The organism is Mesorhizobium sp. M0802 (assembly GCF_040320115.1).
Taxonomy (GTDB): domain Bacteria; phylum Pseudomonadota; class Alphaproteobacteria; order Rhizobiales; family Rhizobiaceae; genus Mesorhizobium.
Window position 1 is genome coordinate 1 of record NZ_JAMYOY010000030.1, and the last position, 14,598, is coordinate 14,598.

The 14,598-nt window shown below is 59.8% G+C and carries 13 protein-coding genes and 1 pseudogene; 7 read left to right on the plus strand and 7 right to left on the minus strand.

Annotated elements, in window-relative coordinates; translation table 11 throughout:
- The first annotated feature begins 344 nt into the window (after nucleotides 1–344).
- Both NKI10_RS28655 and NKI10_RS28660 read left to right on the plus strand, forming a co-directional pair.
- Nucleotides 345–578, plus strand: coding sequence for a DUF1289 domain-containing protein (locus NKI10_RS28655; protein ID WP_023824914.1), 234 nt, complete (start codon nucleotides 345–347; stop codon nucleotides 576–578).
- A gap of 13 nt (nucleotides 579–591) precedes the next feature.
- The gene (locus tag NKI10_RS28660; protein WP_352862455.1) at nucleotides 592–1,296 is read left to right on the plus strand and encodes a TIGR02281 family clan AA aspartic protease; all 705 of its coding nucleotides are present in this window, start codon (nucleotides 592–594) and stop codon (nucleotides 1,294–1,296) included.
- Nucleotides 1,297–1,301: 5 nt separating this feature from the next.
- On the opposite strand, the gene dusA is transcribed toward NKI10_RS28660, so the two are convergent.
- A complete protein-coding gene (gene dusA, locus NKI10_RS28665; RefSeq protein WP_352862456.1) occupies nucleotides 1,302–2,297 on the minus strand; it encodes a tRNA dihydrouridine(20/20a) synthase DusA in 996 nt (331 codons plus the stop codon).
- 410 nt (nucleotides 2,298–2,707) lie between these two features.
- Nucleotides 2,708–2,995, minus strand: coding sequence for a hypothetical protein (locus NKI10_RS28670; RefSeq protein WP_352862479.1), 288 nt, complete (start codon nucleotides 2,993–2,995; stop codon nucleotides 2,708–2,710).
- Here NKI10_RS28670 and NKI10_RS28675 point away from each other — a divergent pair.
- Complete coding sequence (locus NKI10_RS28675; protein ID WP_352862457.1) at nucleotides 2,968–3,381, plus strand: tyrosine-type recombinase/integrase; 414 nt, start codon at nucleotides 2,968–2,970, stop codon at nucleotides 3,379–3,381. The genes NKI10_RS28670 and NKI10_RS28675 overlap by 28 nt on opposite strands.
- Before the next feature lie 34 nt (nucleotides 3,382–3,415).
- Here the strand turns inward: NKI10_RS28675 and NKI10_RS28680 are convergent, their stop codons facing one another.
- A complete protein-coding gene (locus tag NKI10_RS28680) occupies nucleotides 3,416–4,003 on the minus strand; it encodes a hypothetical protein (RefSeq protein WP_352862458.1) in 588 nt (195 codons plus the stop codon).
- A gap of 53 nt (nucleotides 4,004–4,056) precedes the next feature.
- Here NKI10_RS28680 and NKI10_RS28685 point away from each other — a divergent pair, with 53 nt between their 5' ends.
- A complete protein-coding gene (locus NKI10_RS28685) occupies nucleotides 4,057–4,422 on the plus strand; it encodes a CapA family protein (protein ID WP_352862459.1) in 366 nt (121 codons plus the stop codon).
- 259 nt (nucleotides 4,423–4,681) lie between these two features.
- Here the strand turns inward: NKI10_RS28685 and NKI10_RS28690 are convergent.
- Nucleotides 4,682–5,303 (minus strand): annotated as a pseudogene (locus tag NKI10_RS28690) (DUF2062 domain-containing protein).
- Between the two features lie 438 nt (nucleotides 5,304–5,741).
- Nucleotides 5,742–6,536: a DUF8605 domain-containing protein gene (locus NKI10_RS28695; protein WP_352862460.1), complete on the minus strand. Its 795-nt coding sequence runs from the start codon at nucleotides 6,534–6,536 to the stop codon at nucleotides 5,742–5,744.
- A gap of 54 nt (nucleotides 6,537–6,590) precedes the next feature.
- Between NKI10_RS28695 and NKI10_RS28700 the strand changes: the two genes are divergently transcribed.
- On the plus strand, nucleotides 6,591–7,229 hold the full coding sequence (locus tag NKI10_RS28700) for a CGNR zinc finger domain-containing protein (RefSeq protein ID WP_352862476.1): 639 nt from the start codon (nucleotides 6,591–6,593) through the stop codon (nucleotides 7,227–7,229).
- 709 nt (nucleotides 7,230–7,938) lie between these two features.
- Here NKI10_RS28700 and NKI10_RS28705 read toward each other — a convergent pair.
- On the minus strand, nucleotides 7,939–8,199 hold the full coding sequence (locus tag NKI10_RS28705; protein WP_023706858.1) for a DUF4242 domain-containing protein: 261 nt from the start codon (nucleotides 8,197–8,199) through the stop codon (nucleotides 7,939–7,941).
- Between the two features lie 49 nt (nucleotides 8,200–8,248).
- Nucleotides 8,249–11,803 carry an AAA family ATPase gene (locus NKI10_RS28710; protein WP_352862461.1) on the minus strand — a complete coding sequence of 1,185 codons (3,555 nt, stop codon included), beginning with the start codon at nucleotides 11,801–11,803 and terminating at the stop codon, nucleotides 8,249–8,251.
- 277 nt (nucleotides 11,804–12,080) lie between these two features.
- Between NKI10_RS28710 and NKI10_RS28715 the strand changes: the two genes are divergently transcribed.
- Complete coding sequence (locus NKI10_RS28715) at nucleotides 12,081–13,454, plus strand: FAD-binding oxidoreductase (protein ID WP_023750716.1); 1,374 nt, start codon at nucleotides 12,081–12,083, stop codon at nucleotides 13,452–13,454.
- A gap of 674 nt (nucleotides 13,455–14,128) precedes the next feature.
- Entirely contained in the window at nucleotides 14,129–14,545 is a 417-nt protein-coding gene (locus NKI10_RS28720) for an EF-hand domain-containing protein (protein WP_352862462.1), read from the plus strand.
- Nucleotides 14,546–14,598 lie beyond the last annotated feature (53 nt).

A 14,598-nucleotide genomic window follows, 5' to 3' on the forward strand; every position in this document is an offset into this window, starting at 1 on the left:
CCCCCGCCGGGTTCGAGTCCCTCCCTGCGCTTTGGGTGTGTTGCGTTGGTGCCGGCCTCCCCCCCCGGCCCCCCCCCCCCCCCCCCCACGACTGTATCGGCAGGCGGCAGGCTCGCCAGCAGATTGCGAAAATCGTCGAAGGGCAGCGCGCTGGTCATGTCGGTCCTGATCATCCCCTGTGGTTGATCAGCGGCATAACCGCCTTGCCCGGCCGGCACAACTCCCCTCGACATTGGCGCGAAAGCGGTTGCCCGCGCCGCATTCCGAAGGGCTTGCATTGGCTTTGCCGTTGCACCATGTGGAGATGAAATGAGGATTCCGGACGGAGCCTTCAAGAGAAAGTCATGACGGCCATCGAATCCCCGTGCATCCTGGTCTGTTCGATCGACATGAAAACCGGCTTCTGCTTCGGCTGTGGCCGCACGCGCGATGAAATCGGCGCCTGGATGGGCATGACGCCGGAGGTACGCCGCAGCGTCATGGCCGAGTTGCCGGCCCGATTGGAAACGGTCGAGCGCCGGCCGCGCCGGGAAACACGCCGCAGCCGGATGGCGCGCGAGCGCGACGTCCTCTCTTGAGGCGGCAGGTCCAATGAACCGACTGTTCTGGATCGTGATGGCGGCAATCGGCCTCGGGCTGGTGCTGCTGATGATCAACAACGACGCCGGCACCACGTTCGGCATCGAGAATTACGATTTCAGCCGTCTGGTCTGGCTGGGGGCGATCGGCTTGCTCGTCAGCGCCGGCCTTGTCCGGTCCGGCAGGCCGCTCGGCGTCATGGCCCGCAATCTCGGCACGTGGGCCCTGATCGTGCTGGCGCTCGTCGCCGGCTACCAGTACCGCTACGAGTTGCAGGATTTCGCCAGCCGGGTGACGGCGGGCCTCGTTCCCGGCAGCCCGCTGGCGCTCGGCGTCGAGGACGGCCATGCCACCGTGACCCTGGACAAGGCCGACAGCGGCCATTTCGAGGCCCGCATCACGATCAACGGCGCGCCGATCCGCACCGTCGTCGATACCGGCGCGACCAGTACAGTGCTCACCGCCGAAGACGCGCAGGCGGCCGGCTTCAATCCGGCAGCGCTGAGCTTCACCGTCCCGGTCTCGACTGCCAATGGCATGGCACGCGCCGCTTCGGTGCGCACCGACGAACTGGCGATCGGCGGCATCGTGCGCAAGAACATGCAGGTCATGGTCGCCGCGCCCGGCGCGCTCAGCCAGAGCCTACTCGGCATGAATTTCATCGGTTCCCTGTCGGGTTTCGACGTGCGCGGCGACCGGATGATTCTGCGCGACTGAACTGCTTAAGCGGCCTTTTCAACACGGTCGAAATCGACGGCAGCGAACGCTGCCTTCAGCACATCCGGTCCGGCGCCGGGTTTCGTCGCGTCGGTGGACAGTATCTGCCGGAAGCGGCGCGCGCCCGGCAGGCCGTGGAACAGCCCGACCATGTGGCGGGTGACGTGGCCGAACCGCCCGCCCTGCTCGATATGCCGCGCGGCGTAGTCGGCCATCGTGTCGATCAGCGCGGCAAAATCGTAGGTGCCGGCCTTGCCGCCGTAGAATGCCGCGTCGACGCCGGCCAGGATGCCTGGCGTGTGGTAGGCGGCGCGGCCAAGCATGGCGCCATCGACATGATCGAGGTGGCGAGCCGCCTCTTCGAGCGATTGAACGCCGCCATTGATGCCAATGAATTTGTTCGATTTTCTAGCCTTGAGGCGATAGACCCTGTCATAGTCGAGCGGCGGGATGTCGCGATTTTCCTTCGGGCTCAGACCCTCCAGCCAGGCCTTGCGCGCATGCACCCACAGCGCGTCGGCGCCGGCCGCGAAGACGCCGTCGGCCAGCGCGTCGAGCGCGGGCTCCGGATCCTGCTCGTCGACGCCGATGCGGCATTTAACCGTCACCGGGATTGTCACCGCCGCCTTCATCGCCGCCACACAATTGGCGACGAGGTCAGGCACTTTCATCAGGCAGGCGCCGAACGTGCCGGACTGGACGCGGTCGGACGGACAGCCGACATTGAGATTGATTTCGTCGTAACCGAACGCCTCGCCGATGCGCGCCGCCTCGGCCAGCTTTTGCGCATCGGAGCCACCGAGCTGCAGTGCCACCGGATGTTCGGTCTCGTCAAAACCAAGCAGCCGCTCGCGGGCACCATGGATGACAGCGTCCGCCACCACCATTTCGGTGTAGAGCAGCGCACGCTGCGTCAACTGGCGGTGGAAGAACCGGCAATGCCGGTCGGTCCAGTCCATCATCGGCGCAACAGCCAGTTTATGATCTTGATATTTCAGCATTTTTTCTTTAACATCAAATCGTTAGAACCTAACGAGTGCACACGAATTTACGCCAGAATACGACCCGTTTTCGCCACGTTTCGATCTCTCAGTGCACACGGAGGGCACACGAAAAAATGGCCACCTGCACAAAGCTCTCGTCCGGTTCCTGGCGTGTCCAAGTCCCTCTCAAAGGTCGCTACGTTAGCGAGACCTTTCTGCGCCGAGACGACGCCAGGCGCTGGGCAACCTAAACCGAGCGCCAAGTCGATCGCGGTGAGACGCCCACCAAGTCCCGCATAGCGCGCCTTAAAACCTTCGGCGAACTAATAAACCTTCATATCGACGACATGTGCGATGTAGGCAAGTCCCCTCGCCGCTCCAAGGCCGCGGCCCTCAATATGCTCCAACGGCATTTGGGGAAGTGCAACCTAGCAGCGCTTGACCGCGAACGGCTCATTCGTTTTGGTCGTGAGCTCGCCGCCCAAGGTGCCGGACCAATGACCCTCGGTATCGACATCGGCTTTATAAAACTTGTTCTTACTCACGCCGCTGCGGTCCACGGCCTGCCCGTCAAGGTCGAACCGGTCGATCTCGCGCGTGTCGCCCTCACGAGGCTCGGTCTCGTTGGGAAAGCCATCCGCGCGACAGACGGCCGACGCAGGACGAACTCGATATCCTGATCGCTCACTTGGACGCAAATCCTCGTCAATTTGCACCGATCAGCCAGATCATACGTTTCGCCGTCGCAACCGCGATGCGCCAGGAAGAGATCTGCAAGGCGCGTTGGTCCGATTTGGAGTCTCGCACGCGGATGCTCCTTGTCCGCGACAGGAAGGACCCTCGAAACAAGAACGGTAACAACAAGCGCATACCGCTGTTTGCAGCCACTGGCTATGATGCGTGGGCCATTGTTGAAGAGCGGCTGAGAAAGCGTAGCAATGACGACGATCGAATTTTCCCGTTCAACCATCGGTCAGTTGGAACTGCGTTCCGTCGAGGATGTGCTGACTTGGGAATCCACGATCTTCATTTTCATGACTGCGGCACGAAGGGACAAGCCGCCTTTTCGAGGCCGGATTCACAATCGAACAGGTTGCGCTGATAACTGGGCACAACGACTGGAAAATGTTGAAGCGCTACACCCATCTGAAGCCGGAGGCTCTCCACGCGCTGTTGGCAGCGCGCGCCGCATAGATGTGAGCATCAAAAGGTTTCGGCGCCGGCGGTATCCTCTCGACGCTGGAGGAGGTGGAAGGGCGCGGTGTCCTGCATGCCGGCATCGGGGCCGACGAGACTGACGCGAGGAAACCTGGGGCCGCCGGCTGGGCGCGCGCGACGTCGCGCTTCTTGCGATGGATGCAGGTCCCGGCCCGACCAACATGTATGCCGAAGACCGCACGGCCTTCCGGCCGGCTCGGCCCGGCGTCAATCGTCTGAACACCGTCCGCAAGATAGGGGTGCCGGACGGACATTTCAGCAGACTGGCAAGGCTGAGCGCTCAATTGCAAAGCTCCCCCTTCGAACTGGCCAACTATGCGCAACCGGAGGACCCTGTTGAGGCGTCGGCCGGCACGGAGATCAATTTCTACGGAACCGTCTTCGCGCAGGCCGCCGATTTCGGCCGTCTGATAGAAGTCGACCAGCGGAGCGCGGCCATACACCTGTCCGACATCCGGCACGCGGCTGCACAGGGCGATTTCGTCATTGCCTATCTGCACCACCATCATTGGGAGCCAGGTTGGCAGGAGGTACCGCGCTGGGTGCAGAGCTTGCCCGTATGTGCATCGACGCCGGCGCGAACCTTTTCGTCAGCCACGGCGCGCCGGTGCTGCAGGCCGTGGAAATCTACAATGGCGCGCCGATCTTCTACGGCCTTGGAAATTTCCTATTTCACGTCCACCCCGCGCCGCGCTTCCCGTTACGGCGATGGGTACCAGTCTGGCCGTTGCTGATCCGGGAGACTGTGCCTCCGCGCCGATCACGACCGGCAGGAGGTCTATGGCTGCCAGGTTTCCGCCCGCATCATAGCGGCACGCGGCGACGAACGAAGCACGTCATTGAAAGGCCGAAATGGGGCCGGAACCGGCCGGTCGCTATCGGGGCGAGCTCGGCGGATAGCTGCCATTCGGCAGACGACCTCTGAGTGGACGTTGATGCGAGTTGCATGCATACAGATGCCCGGGGCCCTGAGGAGGGATCTCAGACAGCGCTGTCTGTACGGAGAGCTTCATGAGCGTCTAGGGCCTGACATCGCGCCAAACAGGCAGGGTGGGGTGTTCATCAATAAAAGTGCGGCGAGGAACCCAAGCTCCAGAATATCCGCGCCACAAATTGTAGGCAGCGCTTATAGCGGCGATATTGCCGACGAGCGGACGCATTTCTACAGCTGCCCTACCAGCAATTCACCCTTCAGAACGGTGATGTCGAGTTGGCAGAGGGGGTGATAACGCGATGTCTTCCTGCTGCTGGAGCAGGCTCCCCTTTTCGGCCAGTCGCTTGCGCCTCTGTTCGCGGCAGGCTGTCATGCCATAGCGGGTGATGCCATAGAACAACAGGCCAACAATCAGCCCGAGGGGCACCGCGCCGCACAGCATGGGCTTTAAGACCGGTGCCCACAATTGCGAGATTGAAAGGGTCTGCAACATCTCACTCAAATGGGCTGGCCGTTCGTGACTTTGCATGTGGCCGTGCAACATGATCTTGCCGGTCTCCCAAGTCGCTCCCTCCCACAACAAACGGGAGGGTCAGCGGATTGCCAAAGACAAATGTTCCTAGCCCGGCCGCCACCATGTTTCCTGAAATCAGCCAGCACACGATGGCGGCAATGGCGAAATGGGACCCTAGTGGAAAGAAAGACGCGAAAACCCCAGCTGCCACCCCCGCCGCAACGGCGTTTGGAGTGGCGTTCAGACGGAGAATTCGCTTTGAAACATACTGAAACGATCGCGAGAAGGAGCGGCGTGGCCATATATAAATGCGCAATCGCTCGAAGAGACCATCAGGATTTCGACGTCTAAAGAGCACTCTCTTGCCCCTTCAAACGCGGTCGGTTGAACGGATGGACCTCGTCTCTAAAAAAACGCAGCCTGTGCTGCTTTGTTCCGAATTTGCTGATCAACCGGTGCCCGCAAGCGCAAGTGCGGATAGTCGGGCAGCAGTCGTAAAACCCAGGCTGAGAACGGGGCATAGTTTTGTACTGAGTTGAATGGGCATTCCGCCAACCCTACGTTGGGCGCCCCTTTTTTCGGCTCCTGCGCGGCGCGCCACGGGCCGGCGGGCTTCTAAAGTGGCAGCATTTCTTACCTCAACAGCGCCCAGGACCAATACGCAACAATTCAGAGGTGGTCCCAACACAGCTGACGACCCACCCGGTCCTGACTCGCTGACCCGTGTCACCGCACGCGGGCACAGTTGGACCCTGAGTTGGGGGCATCTTCAGCCCCGGGAATAGTGGTGAGTGAGCTATCTTGTCGGTCGCATGCGTTTGGCGGCACCTCCGATTGCGTTGCGGAAGGCAGCATCGAAATTTACGCCTGCGATCTCCCACTTTGTACCTTCTGGTCCAAGTGGCAGGCGCCAAACCGCATGCCAGCCCGGCTCGTTGGTTTTCCAATGGAGGTGCCCGACCAAGATCACGTCAGCCCCCAATCTGGATTTCAGTCTGGCCAGGCGCTCATGAGGTATTACATCGACGTTTTCCTGCGCGACCGCCGACAGATTGGCTTCTTTTGCGAAAATGATCGGTATGGCGAATAGCACCGAAGCATCTTCAAAGCTTGCGCGCAGGTCCGATCCGTGGACGCCATCGGCCGCGAGTACATAGCTACGCGTCATATCGGTAACCTCGATGACAAGCGCCAGCTTCGGGCGCGGCCCCAACCACGGTCTCTCACCCAGCAGCGCCATCGCATGGTCCATTCGCGTCCGGTCGAACTGGAAGGTGAGATCGAAAGGGCGATCGCGTGTGCCCTGCTCGTCGTGAATTGGCCTGCCGAACATGCGGTCATGGTAGGTGTAGGACCAAACCATGGCAGGTGCCCCGGTCGCCAGCGAAGCGAAGGTCAGATTGTGCACGACGTCGGGATTTCCGGTCAGCTTTTGCGCTGCCAGTGCGAAACCCTCAGGGATGGCAGGGACGCGCGTTTCCTCGCGATCTCCGGTGACGATCACGCTTGAGCGATAAAGGACATCGTCGTTTGCCTGGCCAGTGACTGCAAACGCAAACCAGGACAAGACCGTCAACAGAGGCTTCTTCATTTAACCCACCCTGCCCTCTTGAGTAACTGTTTAGGAGGTTACATATTGACAGCGATGGAATCAACAGAATTTCTACGGACCTACGTCTCGCCGCGCGGGCCTATGCGCATGCTGGGTGGTGCGCCCGCACTTGATCTTGCCAACACATTGCACTGGCGCCAGGGAGCAGAGATCGATTGCATAACGAGCTATCAGGATATGTTGGCCTTTTGCATTCCGGCCCTGTTTTTGTCGGAAACTGAAAGGCGGGTCCTCGACCGTCATGCCGTAAATCGCCCACGGGTCGCTCGCGAGGTACATCTCGAGGTGCTAAAACTGCGCGCCGCCCTCAAATCCTGGCTCGGTGTCTGTGCAAAAAACCTCGGCCGTGGTGTCGCCTCGAAACGCGTTGCCCTGCGCAGCTTTCACAAAGCGATAGGGCACGCTGGCGGCTCGGCGGGCCTCGGCGACATCTTGAACCTCCAATCCACGTCGACAAACGAAGGGCTATACCTGCCGCTGCGCCGGTCAGCAGCAGCCGCTGCCATGCTGGTGCTGTTTCCATCAGGAAACGACATCCGGCAATGTGAGGCTGACAATTGCGGTGGCTTTTTCATCGACGACAGCCGCTCCAAACCGAGGCGCTGGTGCTCGATGGACAGTTGCGGCAACCGCGCCAAGGCCGCCCGCTACCGCCTGGCACATCGGAAGTAGCGCGGTCGAAGCGCAGAATGAAAAGGCCAGTAGCCAGTCCGCGCAACGCCATCGGACATTCAGGGGGACTGTGTCGCTAGTCGCGATGGTACAGATTGTTGGAGGTGGGTCCGACTGTCTCTATCGGTCGAGGCATGTCCGCCGTGGCGGGGGCACGCAGCAAGCGTTGCGTGACCTGGAGATATTGAACTGATGTGATCGATTTGTTCGTCCGAAAGAAGCGATCAAATCGGCGCACTCGTCCCTTTGACTCGCCCCGGCCGGGTTGAGGCAGGCAGATAGCGAAATCAACGGCGCTGACGGTAAGTCGCCTTAGGTTTGCTGTGACCGGTTGCTAATGATTCGCCGGACTATGCACGAGATATTTCAGTGACAATCATCCGTCTTTGGATAGCGGCGACGTGCCGAGGGTCAGGTGTAGTCGGGCTGTAGTGCGTAGGAATCGGGGGAAGATGTCCGCTTGCAGGCGATGGCGAAGCTGATCCAAATGGCAGACTTTGGGCGCATAGCCGCCCGGCAGCCTTGGGGCCGGAAAATGACCGAGTGGTTGTTTTAGGTCAACGGTCTAAGAAGCGGACATTCGGCTGAGATGCCACCTAGGGCATATTCCTTCCGGTCAATCGGCCGGGAAGCGCATGCTTAGGTGCATTACCAAAGCGGCCTCCGGCTTTTTGGCGTACTCGCGACGGTTTTGCCGGTCAGGATTGTGCTACGAGAACATATTCGGACCGATCTCTCCACCAATTTCAATGATGGCATCTGCGGGGATGTTGTTCCTTCGTGCCGCAACCCGAATAGCCTCCGGGTTAGGCGCCTCGTAAAGGCAATAGCTCTTTTTCTTGTCGGCGCTGAGGAACGAGAAAATCCACTGCACGCCTTCCTGGTCATTGATCAAATTGACACTCTCAACGCCCTCCTTCGTGAGGTTGAGCTGTTCCGCGAACTCCCTTTCGATTACGTAGCGTGGCATAAGCATGCTCCTTCTCAACGTGGTGATGCAGTGAGGCATGAGAGCCTACCTAGTGAACCGTTGTCTCCAGCCTCTTCTGCAAACGGACCATACCCAGTTCAGCCGCGGTCACCGAGGCTTGCTCCGAAAGTGACATTGCCCTCCCAATCGCTTTCTTGCTACCTTTTTTCATAAGCAAGTTCGCATATTCAGCCTGGGAATGCGCCAGCCAAGGTCGTGATTCGCTGGCTGCGTTCATATCCATCGCATGCTCGAAGTGCTCGGCGGCCTTCCCAAAATCGCCCAGCGATGCCGACAACATTCCCAGATAGCGACTTGCCGCTCCAAAGCAGACCGTTGCGACTCCTGCCGTGATCGTCATATCCTTGTAGGCGAGCATAAGGTTGTAGATTGTCCGAGCCGCCTCCGTGTCGCCCAGACTAACAGCAACCTCAGCCACGAATGAGAGGGATGCGCTTCGCTTTCCATCCAGCGGCATTGCGAAATTAGCACTCGCTAGTTCACTCAACCTGCGTTGCGCTGCGTCCCGGTATCCCAAATCGGCCGCAACCAGCGCAAACCCTGGCAACCATGTGGTCTCATCCGGATTTTCATCGATAAGATTCTTCATCACCGGAGCCACCTCCGACAGGCGATTCTGTTCGCGTCGGATCGTGAACATCTGCATGCCATAGACGCCTTCGACTTCCGCGCCATGCGTCTGTCTGCCCAGACCCAACGCTTCTCCAGCCAGCTTCTCGGCGGTGGTGAACCTTCCATCGAGGATGGCCATCATTGCCCTTGCGTTCCACGCAAGCCATAGAATGTTGAGCCGTTGTCGCAACGTTCCCAACTCTTCCAGCCCGCCCACGGCTTGATCGGCGCGCGCGCGGTCGCCAAGCTCAGTCGAGACGTAGACGTCAAGCGCGAGAGCGCGGCCGCGCAGGTCATCGTCGTTGATGCCGGCCGCGAGGCGCTTTATCTCATCTACCCGCGCCATCAGTTGAGTTGCCTCTGCCGCGGACTTCACGGTCCGGGGCGTTAAGAAAGGCAGGACAGAAAGTTCAAAAAGCGAAGCTTGGTCGCCTAGTTGCCGAGCCAATTTAACCCCTTCTGCGTGACATTTGGCGCTGTTCTTACTGTCGCTAAGGTAAAAGTATGCACGCGTGAGGCGGCTGAGGAGTTGGCTCCGCGACCTCTGATCCTCGGGATCGAGCATACCCATTGCTTCAGTGAGCAGCTGAAGCGATTCGTCTAGCAGCTTCGAAGACAGGAACTGGGCGCCGTCAAAACCAAGAGCAGAACGAACGAAGGCCTTCGTGTCATGGGTCTCGCGAGCCAAGTGCGCGGTCAGCTTGTATTTTGCAACTGAGTCCGACAAGCGACCTGCGGCACTCAGTGCCTCCCCGAGCTTTAGGGTCGCCTCGAGCACTTCCTTTTGCCGAGCCGGTCCTCCCGGCAGGTGCTCCGCGATGGCGACAGCGTTCTGAAAGTGATCAACCGCCTCATAGTTGGCTGATTGCCCTAGCGCCCGTTCGCCGGCCTTCATCCAGTATGGCAGCGCGAGCGCACCTTGCTGTGCCTTGACATAATGCTGGGCAATGAGCTCGGGTTGGGTCACGATGAGATCCGGATATGCGTCGATGAGCGCATTAGCGATGGCTTCATGATATTGACGGCGCCTTTTGCTGAGCAGCGATTGGTATGCCGTATCCTGAATGAGCGCATGTCGGAATACCAGCGCGTCTCGCACCACACCGCCGACGACAACGAGCTGGGTAGACATGAGCTCATTGAGCGCTTCGCCGAGAGTTGGGTCATCGAGACCGGCAACCTTGGAAAGTAAGCCGCGGTCAAATTCCCGGCCTATGACAGAGGCGATTTGCGCCACCTCCTTGGCTGCCGCTGTCAAACGGTCAAGTCGAGCCATGAGAGATCCCTGCAGACTGTCGGGAATCTCAACATTGAGAGACGCCGCCTTTCCGCTTTCCAGAATCGAACGTGTCAATTCTTCCACAAACAGCGGCACACCGTCAGTTCGCTCCACGATCCTGTCGGCAAGCTGATCCGGAACGTCTGCGAGCATCGAGTCGATCAGCTCGCGCATCTGTTGCTTCGTCAGCCGACCAATGGCCAGCGTCGTCACGTGGACCAGCCCCGTGGGCCAGGTCGGCGTCCATTCGGGCCGGTGTGATACGACCACAAGGACGGCCGCGCCATGCATGCGACGGACAACCTCTGTGAGAAATTCATTGGTCGACGGATCGATCCAGTGAGCATCCTCAACAACAAACAAAACGGGCGCCATCTTTGCCGCGAGCAGCACCCGGTTCGCCAGTGTGCGGACGATCAGTTCTTTGCGCTGTTGGGCGGAGAGATCGGGCGGCGTGAATTCACTGGCCAGATCCAGCGAGAGCAGCTCGGCATATGTGGAGCCGACTTCTGAGGGATCTTCGCCGTAACGCTGAACAATTGCGCGCAGCTTGTCTGCTCGCATCAGAGGTTCGTCGGCGGCTGAAAGACCTGCCAGCCGGCTCAGGCGCTGAATGATGGGATAAAAGGCCGAGGTGGAGTGATAGGGCGAACATTGCAGTCGTATTAACTCGGGCTGGTTCTCATGCAACCGTTCCTCAAGCGCGTCGACGAGACGCGATTTCCCGATTCCCGCCTCTCCCGATACAAAGACTGCTTGGCCTTGTCCGTTTTTAGCCAATTCCCAGCGATCCAGCAGCATTCCAATTTCACTGCTGCGGCCAACGAATTTTGAGAGTGCACTAGTTTGCGCGGCATCGAAACGGCTTTCCACTTCTCGTTCCCCGTGGACCGCAAACAGCGCAATAGGCAGTCGAAAGCCTTTCAATTCCTGCGCGCCGAGGCTCTCGATCTCGAAGGATTGCCCCGCGAGCCGCCGCGTGGCGTCTGCCACCACGATCTGGCCAGGCGCAGCAGCAGCTTGCAGGCGAGCCGCGAGATTCGGAGTATCTCCTGCGATTGAGGCCCGCTCGTTTGCACTGCTGCCGGCGATATCACCGACGACCACGTGACCCGATGCAATGCCGATCCGCGCCTTCAATTGCTCGCCGCTGGGGGACTGAAAGGCCTCGACTGCAGCGAGGGCCTCAAGGCCTGCACGAATCGCACGCTCGGCATGGTCCTCGTAAGCCATGGGCCATCCAAAATATGCAAGCACGCCGTCGCCTAGATATTTCGCGACGTAGCCTCCAAAGCGCGTGATCGCGCCTGCAACACTGTCCTGATAGCGTCGCGTAAGCTCGTGCATGTCTTCGGGGTCGAGTTGGGCAGATATCGCAGTCGACCCGACCAAGTCACAAAAGAGCACACTAAGCAGCCGTCGGTCTGCAGTCGGTTCTTGAGCGAGGTCGCTGGCCTGAAGTTCCGAACCCGCAGGAGAAGGTGAAGGGACCAGGGACCCGGCGAGATTTGGCTGAGCAAGTCCGGCGACAGCAGCCATGATAATTTTGCGATGCCCAAGTGAGACACCAAGCTCCTGGAGGTCGCGTTCAGTGACATGAGGGAGCGCTCGCAGGTCCACGTCGTTTTGGACGAACGCCTCCAGGTATTTGCCGAGGCCGAGCTGGCTCAGCCAGTGTTCGATCGTCTGCATCGCGTTTTTGCCGATGTCACCATGCTAAACTAGCGCGAAGTTAGCCATAGCACCATGCCGCACTGAGGGTCAGCTTAGTTGCGATGAGGCCTCATTTCACGATTCCCTTGGACCAAGGGCTCATTTTCGGGCAAAGTAGGCGTTGTTCTTAAGTGATGGCTGCCGGTCAACATTGTCAGCTAGGCGGCCCGTGCCGGGAGGCGGCGCGCCAGAAACTATCTGATCAACCTTCGATCCGAACTCGGAAACTCGGTATCGCGATTTCTCGGGGGGTGGAATGAACAGCGGCGCCATTGCCAAATTCGCGCAGGATATCCGAGGCACGCTAATCGGTCGCGATCACGCTGACTATGATGAAGCTCGCAAACTCTATAATGGCATGATCGACAAGCGGCCTCTTCTAATTGCGCGCTGCATGGACGTCGCCGATGTGATTGCTGCGGTGAACTTCGGCCGCGACAGCCAACTCCCCATAGCAATCCGCGGCGGCGGGCACAACGGACCGGGGTTCGGCGGTGTCGACGATGGCCTCGTCATCGACCTCTCGACTATGAAGGGCGTTCGCGTCGATCCACAGAACCGCACGGTGCGGGTCGGGCCTGGTTGCACTACAGGCGACGTGGATCATGCTACCCACGCCTTTGGCCAGGCAGTGCCGTTCGGCATCATCTCGACCACCGGGGTCGCCGGTCTGACGCTGAGCGGCGGCCACGGCTACCTCAGCCGGCAATATGGGCTTGCCGTCGACAATCTCATCCAAGCCGACGTGGTGTTGGCGAACGGGAGTTTCATGACCGCCAGCGAAACCGAGAATGCGGATCTCTTGTGGGCGCTTCGCGGCGGCGGAGGAAACTTCGGCGTCGTGACCAGTTTCTTATTTCGCACGCACCCGGCGAAAATGCTCTATGGCGGGCCGATCATCTTCGATGTTGGCGATGCCGCTGAGGTGATGCGCTGGTATCGTGATTTCCAGGCGAATGCTCCGGAGGATTTCTACATCTTCCTCGGACTGCAATCCGTGCCCGGCGGCGATCCATTTCCGCAGGAGCACTGGAACAAGAAGATGTGCGTCCTCCTTGTCGCGCATAACGGCGAGGGTGGAGAAGCGGCTGTCAATGCCATCCGGGCGGCTCTCCCCAAGCCACTCATCGACTGGGCGGGCCCGATTCCTTACACAGGGTTGCAGACCTTATTCGACGCGCTCTATCCGGCCGGGCAGCAATGGTATTGGAAGGGCGACTTTGTCCGAGCGCTGCCAGATGCCGCCATCCACGCGCATCTCCTGCATGCAAGCAGGGCCGGCCCGGCGTCGTGCATGCATCTTTACCCAATCGACGGGGCGGTGCATCGCCTAGGCAAGGGCGACAGCGCCTGGAACGCTCGTGATGTGACTTGGTCCATGGTGATCGCCGGGATAGATCCAGATCCGGGAATGGCGCCGGTCCTCAAGGAATGGGCCACCGACTACTGGAAAGCTGTGCATCCGTTCGACGTCGGAGGCGCGTATCCCAACTTCATGATGGATGACGAAGGCGAAGAGCGCGTCCAGGCGAGCTTCGGCGACAATTACCCGCGACTCGCCGCGCTAAAGGGCAAGTTCGACCCTACCAACCTTTTCCACATCAACCAGAACATCCGCCCGGCCAGCTAGTGGTCAAATCTAACGCTAGGTACCCGACACGAAAGACAGGATCACAACGTGAACAGGGCAAACTCATAACGGGGCCAACTGCGGAGCACGCTCACAGCACATCATCGGACGCAGCCTCGCAACAATCTGTGCAGTTCCCTAACCAGTCTGCATTCAGGAATGCGAAAGCTGATGAAAGCTAACTGTGGCCTCCGAAAACATCAATGTCCGCTTCTGGTGATGGACGGGAGCGTCGCAATGGCCGAAATTGGGCGCAAAGCTGTCCGGCAGATTTGGGACAGGAACCGGAATGACAGCGCTAAGGCCCGCAAGAAATAGGCGGGCTTCCCTCCTGTGCCGAGGGGAGAAGAAATTATTCCCTGACGAAGTCCCTGATCTACCTCAGACAGGGGCATGCCATGTAACTTCGCCGTGACCTGATCCCGTTCGGGGAACAATCAGATCGAGCTCCAGTTTGGCCTTCCAAGCGAAGGCACTGATGGAGCATGCCATGAGATTTCCACACAGCACGACGGCCGCGGCCGCCGTTTTCATAGTCCTTGACCTCCCCCGCGCTCGCCCAGACAAGCGGAACACCATCACCCTCGACACCTGCACCCGCTCCGGCAACCGAACCGCCGGCCGCCGGACAGTTGCCGGATGCGACCGGACAAGCGGATGGACCAACACGCGAAATGATCCGCCAGATGGTTGAGCAAGCTGTCCGGGAGAGAATGCAGCAGGATCGCGGTTCCGAAGAAGGTTTCCGCGAGGAAGATAGTCGCAACTATCAAGGCGGTCGCAACGAGGATGCTGACCGCCACGATGAAGATGGCGGCCGTTGGCAGAACCACGGTGGCCGCGATCGTGGACACAGAATGGCTGGACGCTGGCATCATCAGCTGATGCGCGGTGCCGGCATGCGACTGATGTTCGGGCTGTTGGACACCGATGGCGACGGATCGGTTTCCGAGGACGAGGTTCAACGCGCGGTGGGCAGGATGTTCAGTAGCATTGACGAGAATGGTGACGGCAAGATCGATGCGGACGAGATCCAGTCCTTCATGCATGGCTCCAGCATGCATGGCACTGATAGCGAGGACACGCCGTAGGTCGCGCAAAGGGGGCGTCTATTGGCTGTTCGCCCGGCGGCTAACCAGCACTC

What these genes read in the sequence shown, in the direction of transcription:
- NKI10_RS28715 (WP_023750716.1), top strand. Translation starts at nt 12,081, where the DNA reads ATGAACAGCGGCGCCATTGCCAAATTCGCGCAGGATATCCGAGGCACG.
- NKI10_RS28660 (WP_352862455.1), top strand. Translation starts at nt 592, where the DNA reads ATGAACCGACTGTTCTGGATCGTGATGGCGGCAATCGGCCTCGGGCTG.
- NKI10_RS28685 (WP_352862459.1), top strand. Translation starts at nt 4,057, where the DNA reads ATGTGCATCGACGCCGGCGCGAACCTTTTCGTCAGCCACGGCGCGCCG.
- NKI10_RS28705 (WP_023706858.1), bottom strand. Translation starts at nt 8,199, where the DNA reads ATGCCACGCTACGTAATCGAAAGGGAGTTCGCGGAACAGCTCAACCTC.
- NKI10_RS28710 (WP_352862461.1), bottom strand. Translation starts at nt 11,803, where the DNA reads ATGCAGACGATCGAACACTGGCTGAGCCAGCTCGGCCTCGGCAAATAC.
- dusA (WP_352862456.1), bottom strand. Translation starts at nt 2,297, where the DNA reads ATGCTGAAATATCAAGATCATAAACTGGCTGTTGCGCCGATGATGGAC.
- NKI10_RS28655 (WP_023824914.1), top strand. Translation starts at nt 345, where the DNA reads ATGACGGCCATCGAATCCCCGTGCATCCTGGTCTGTTCGATCGACATG.
- NKI10_RS28695 (WP_352862460.1), bottom strand. Translation starts at nt 6,536, where the DNA reads ATGAAGAAGCCTCTGTTGACGGTCTTGTCCTGGTTTGCGTTTGCAGTC.
- NKI10_RS28700 (WP_352862476.1), top strand. Translation starts at nt 6,591, where the DNA reads ATGGAATCAACAGAATTTCTACGGACCTACGTCTCGCCGCGCGGGCCT.
- NKI10_RS28680 (WP_352862458.1), bottom strand. Translation starts at nt 4,003, where the DNA reads ATGGTGGTGCAGATAGGCAATGACGAAATCGCCCTGTGCAGCCGCGTG.
- NKI10_RS28720 (WP_352862462.1), top strand. Translation starts at nt 14,129, where the DNA reads ATGATCCGCCAGATGGTTGAGCAAGCTGTCCGGGAGAGAATGCAGCAG.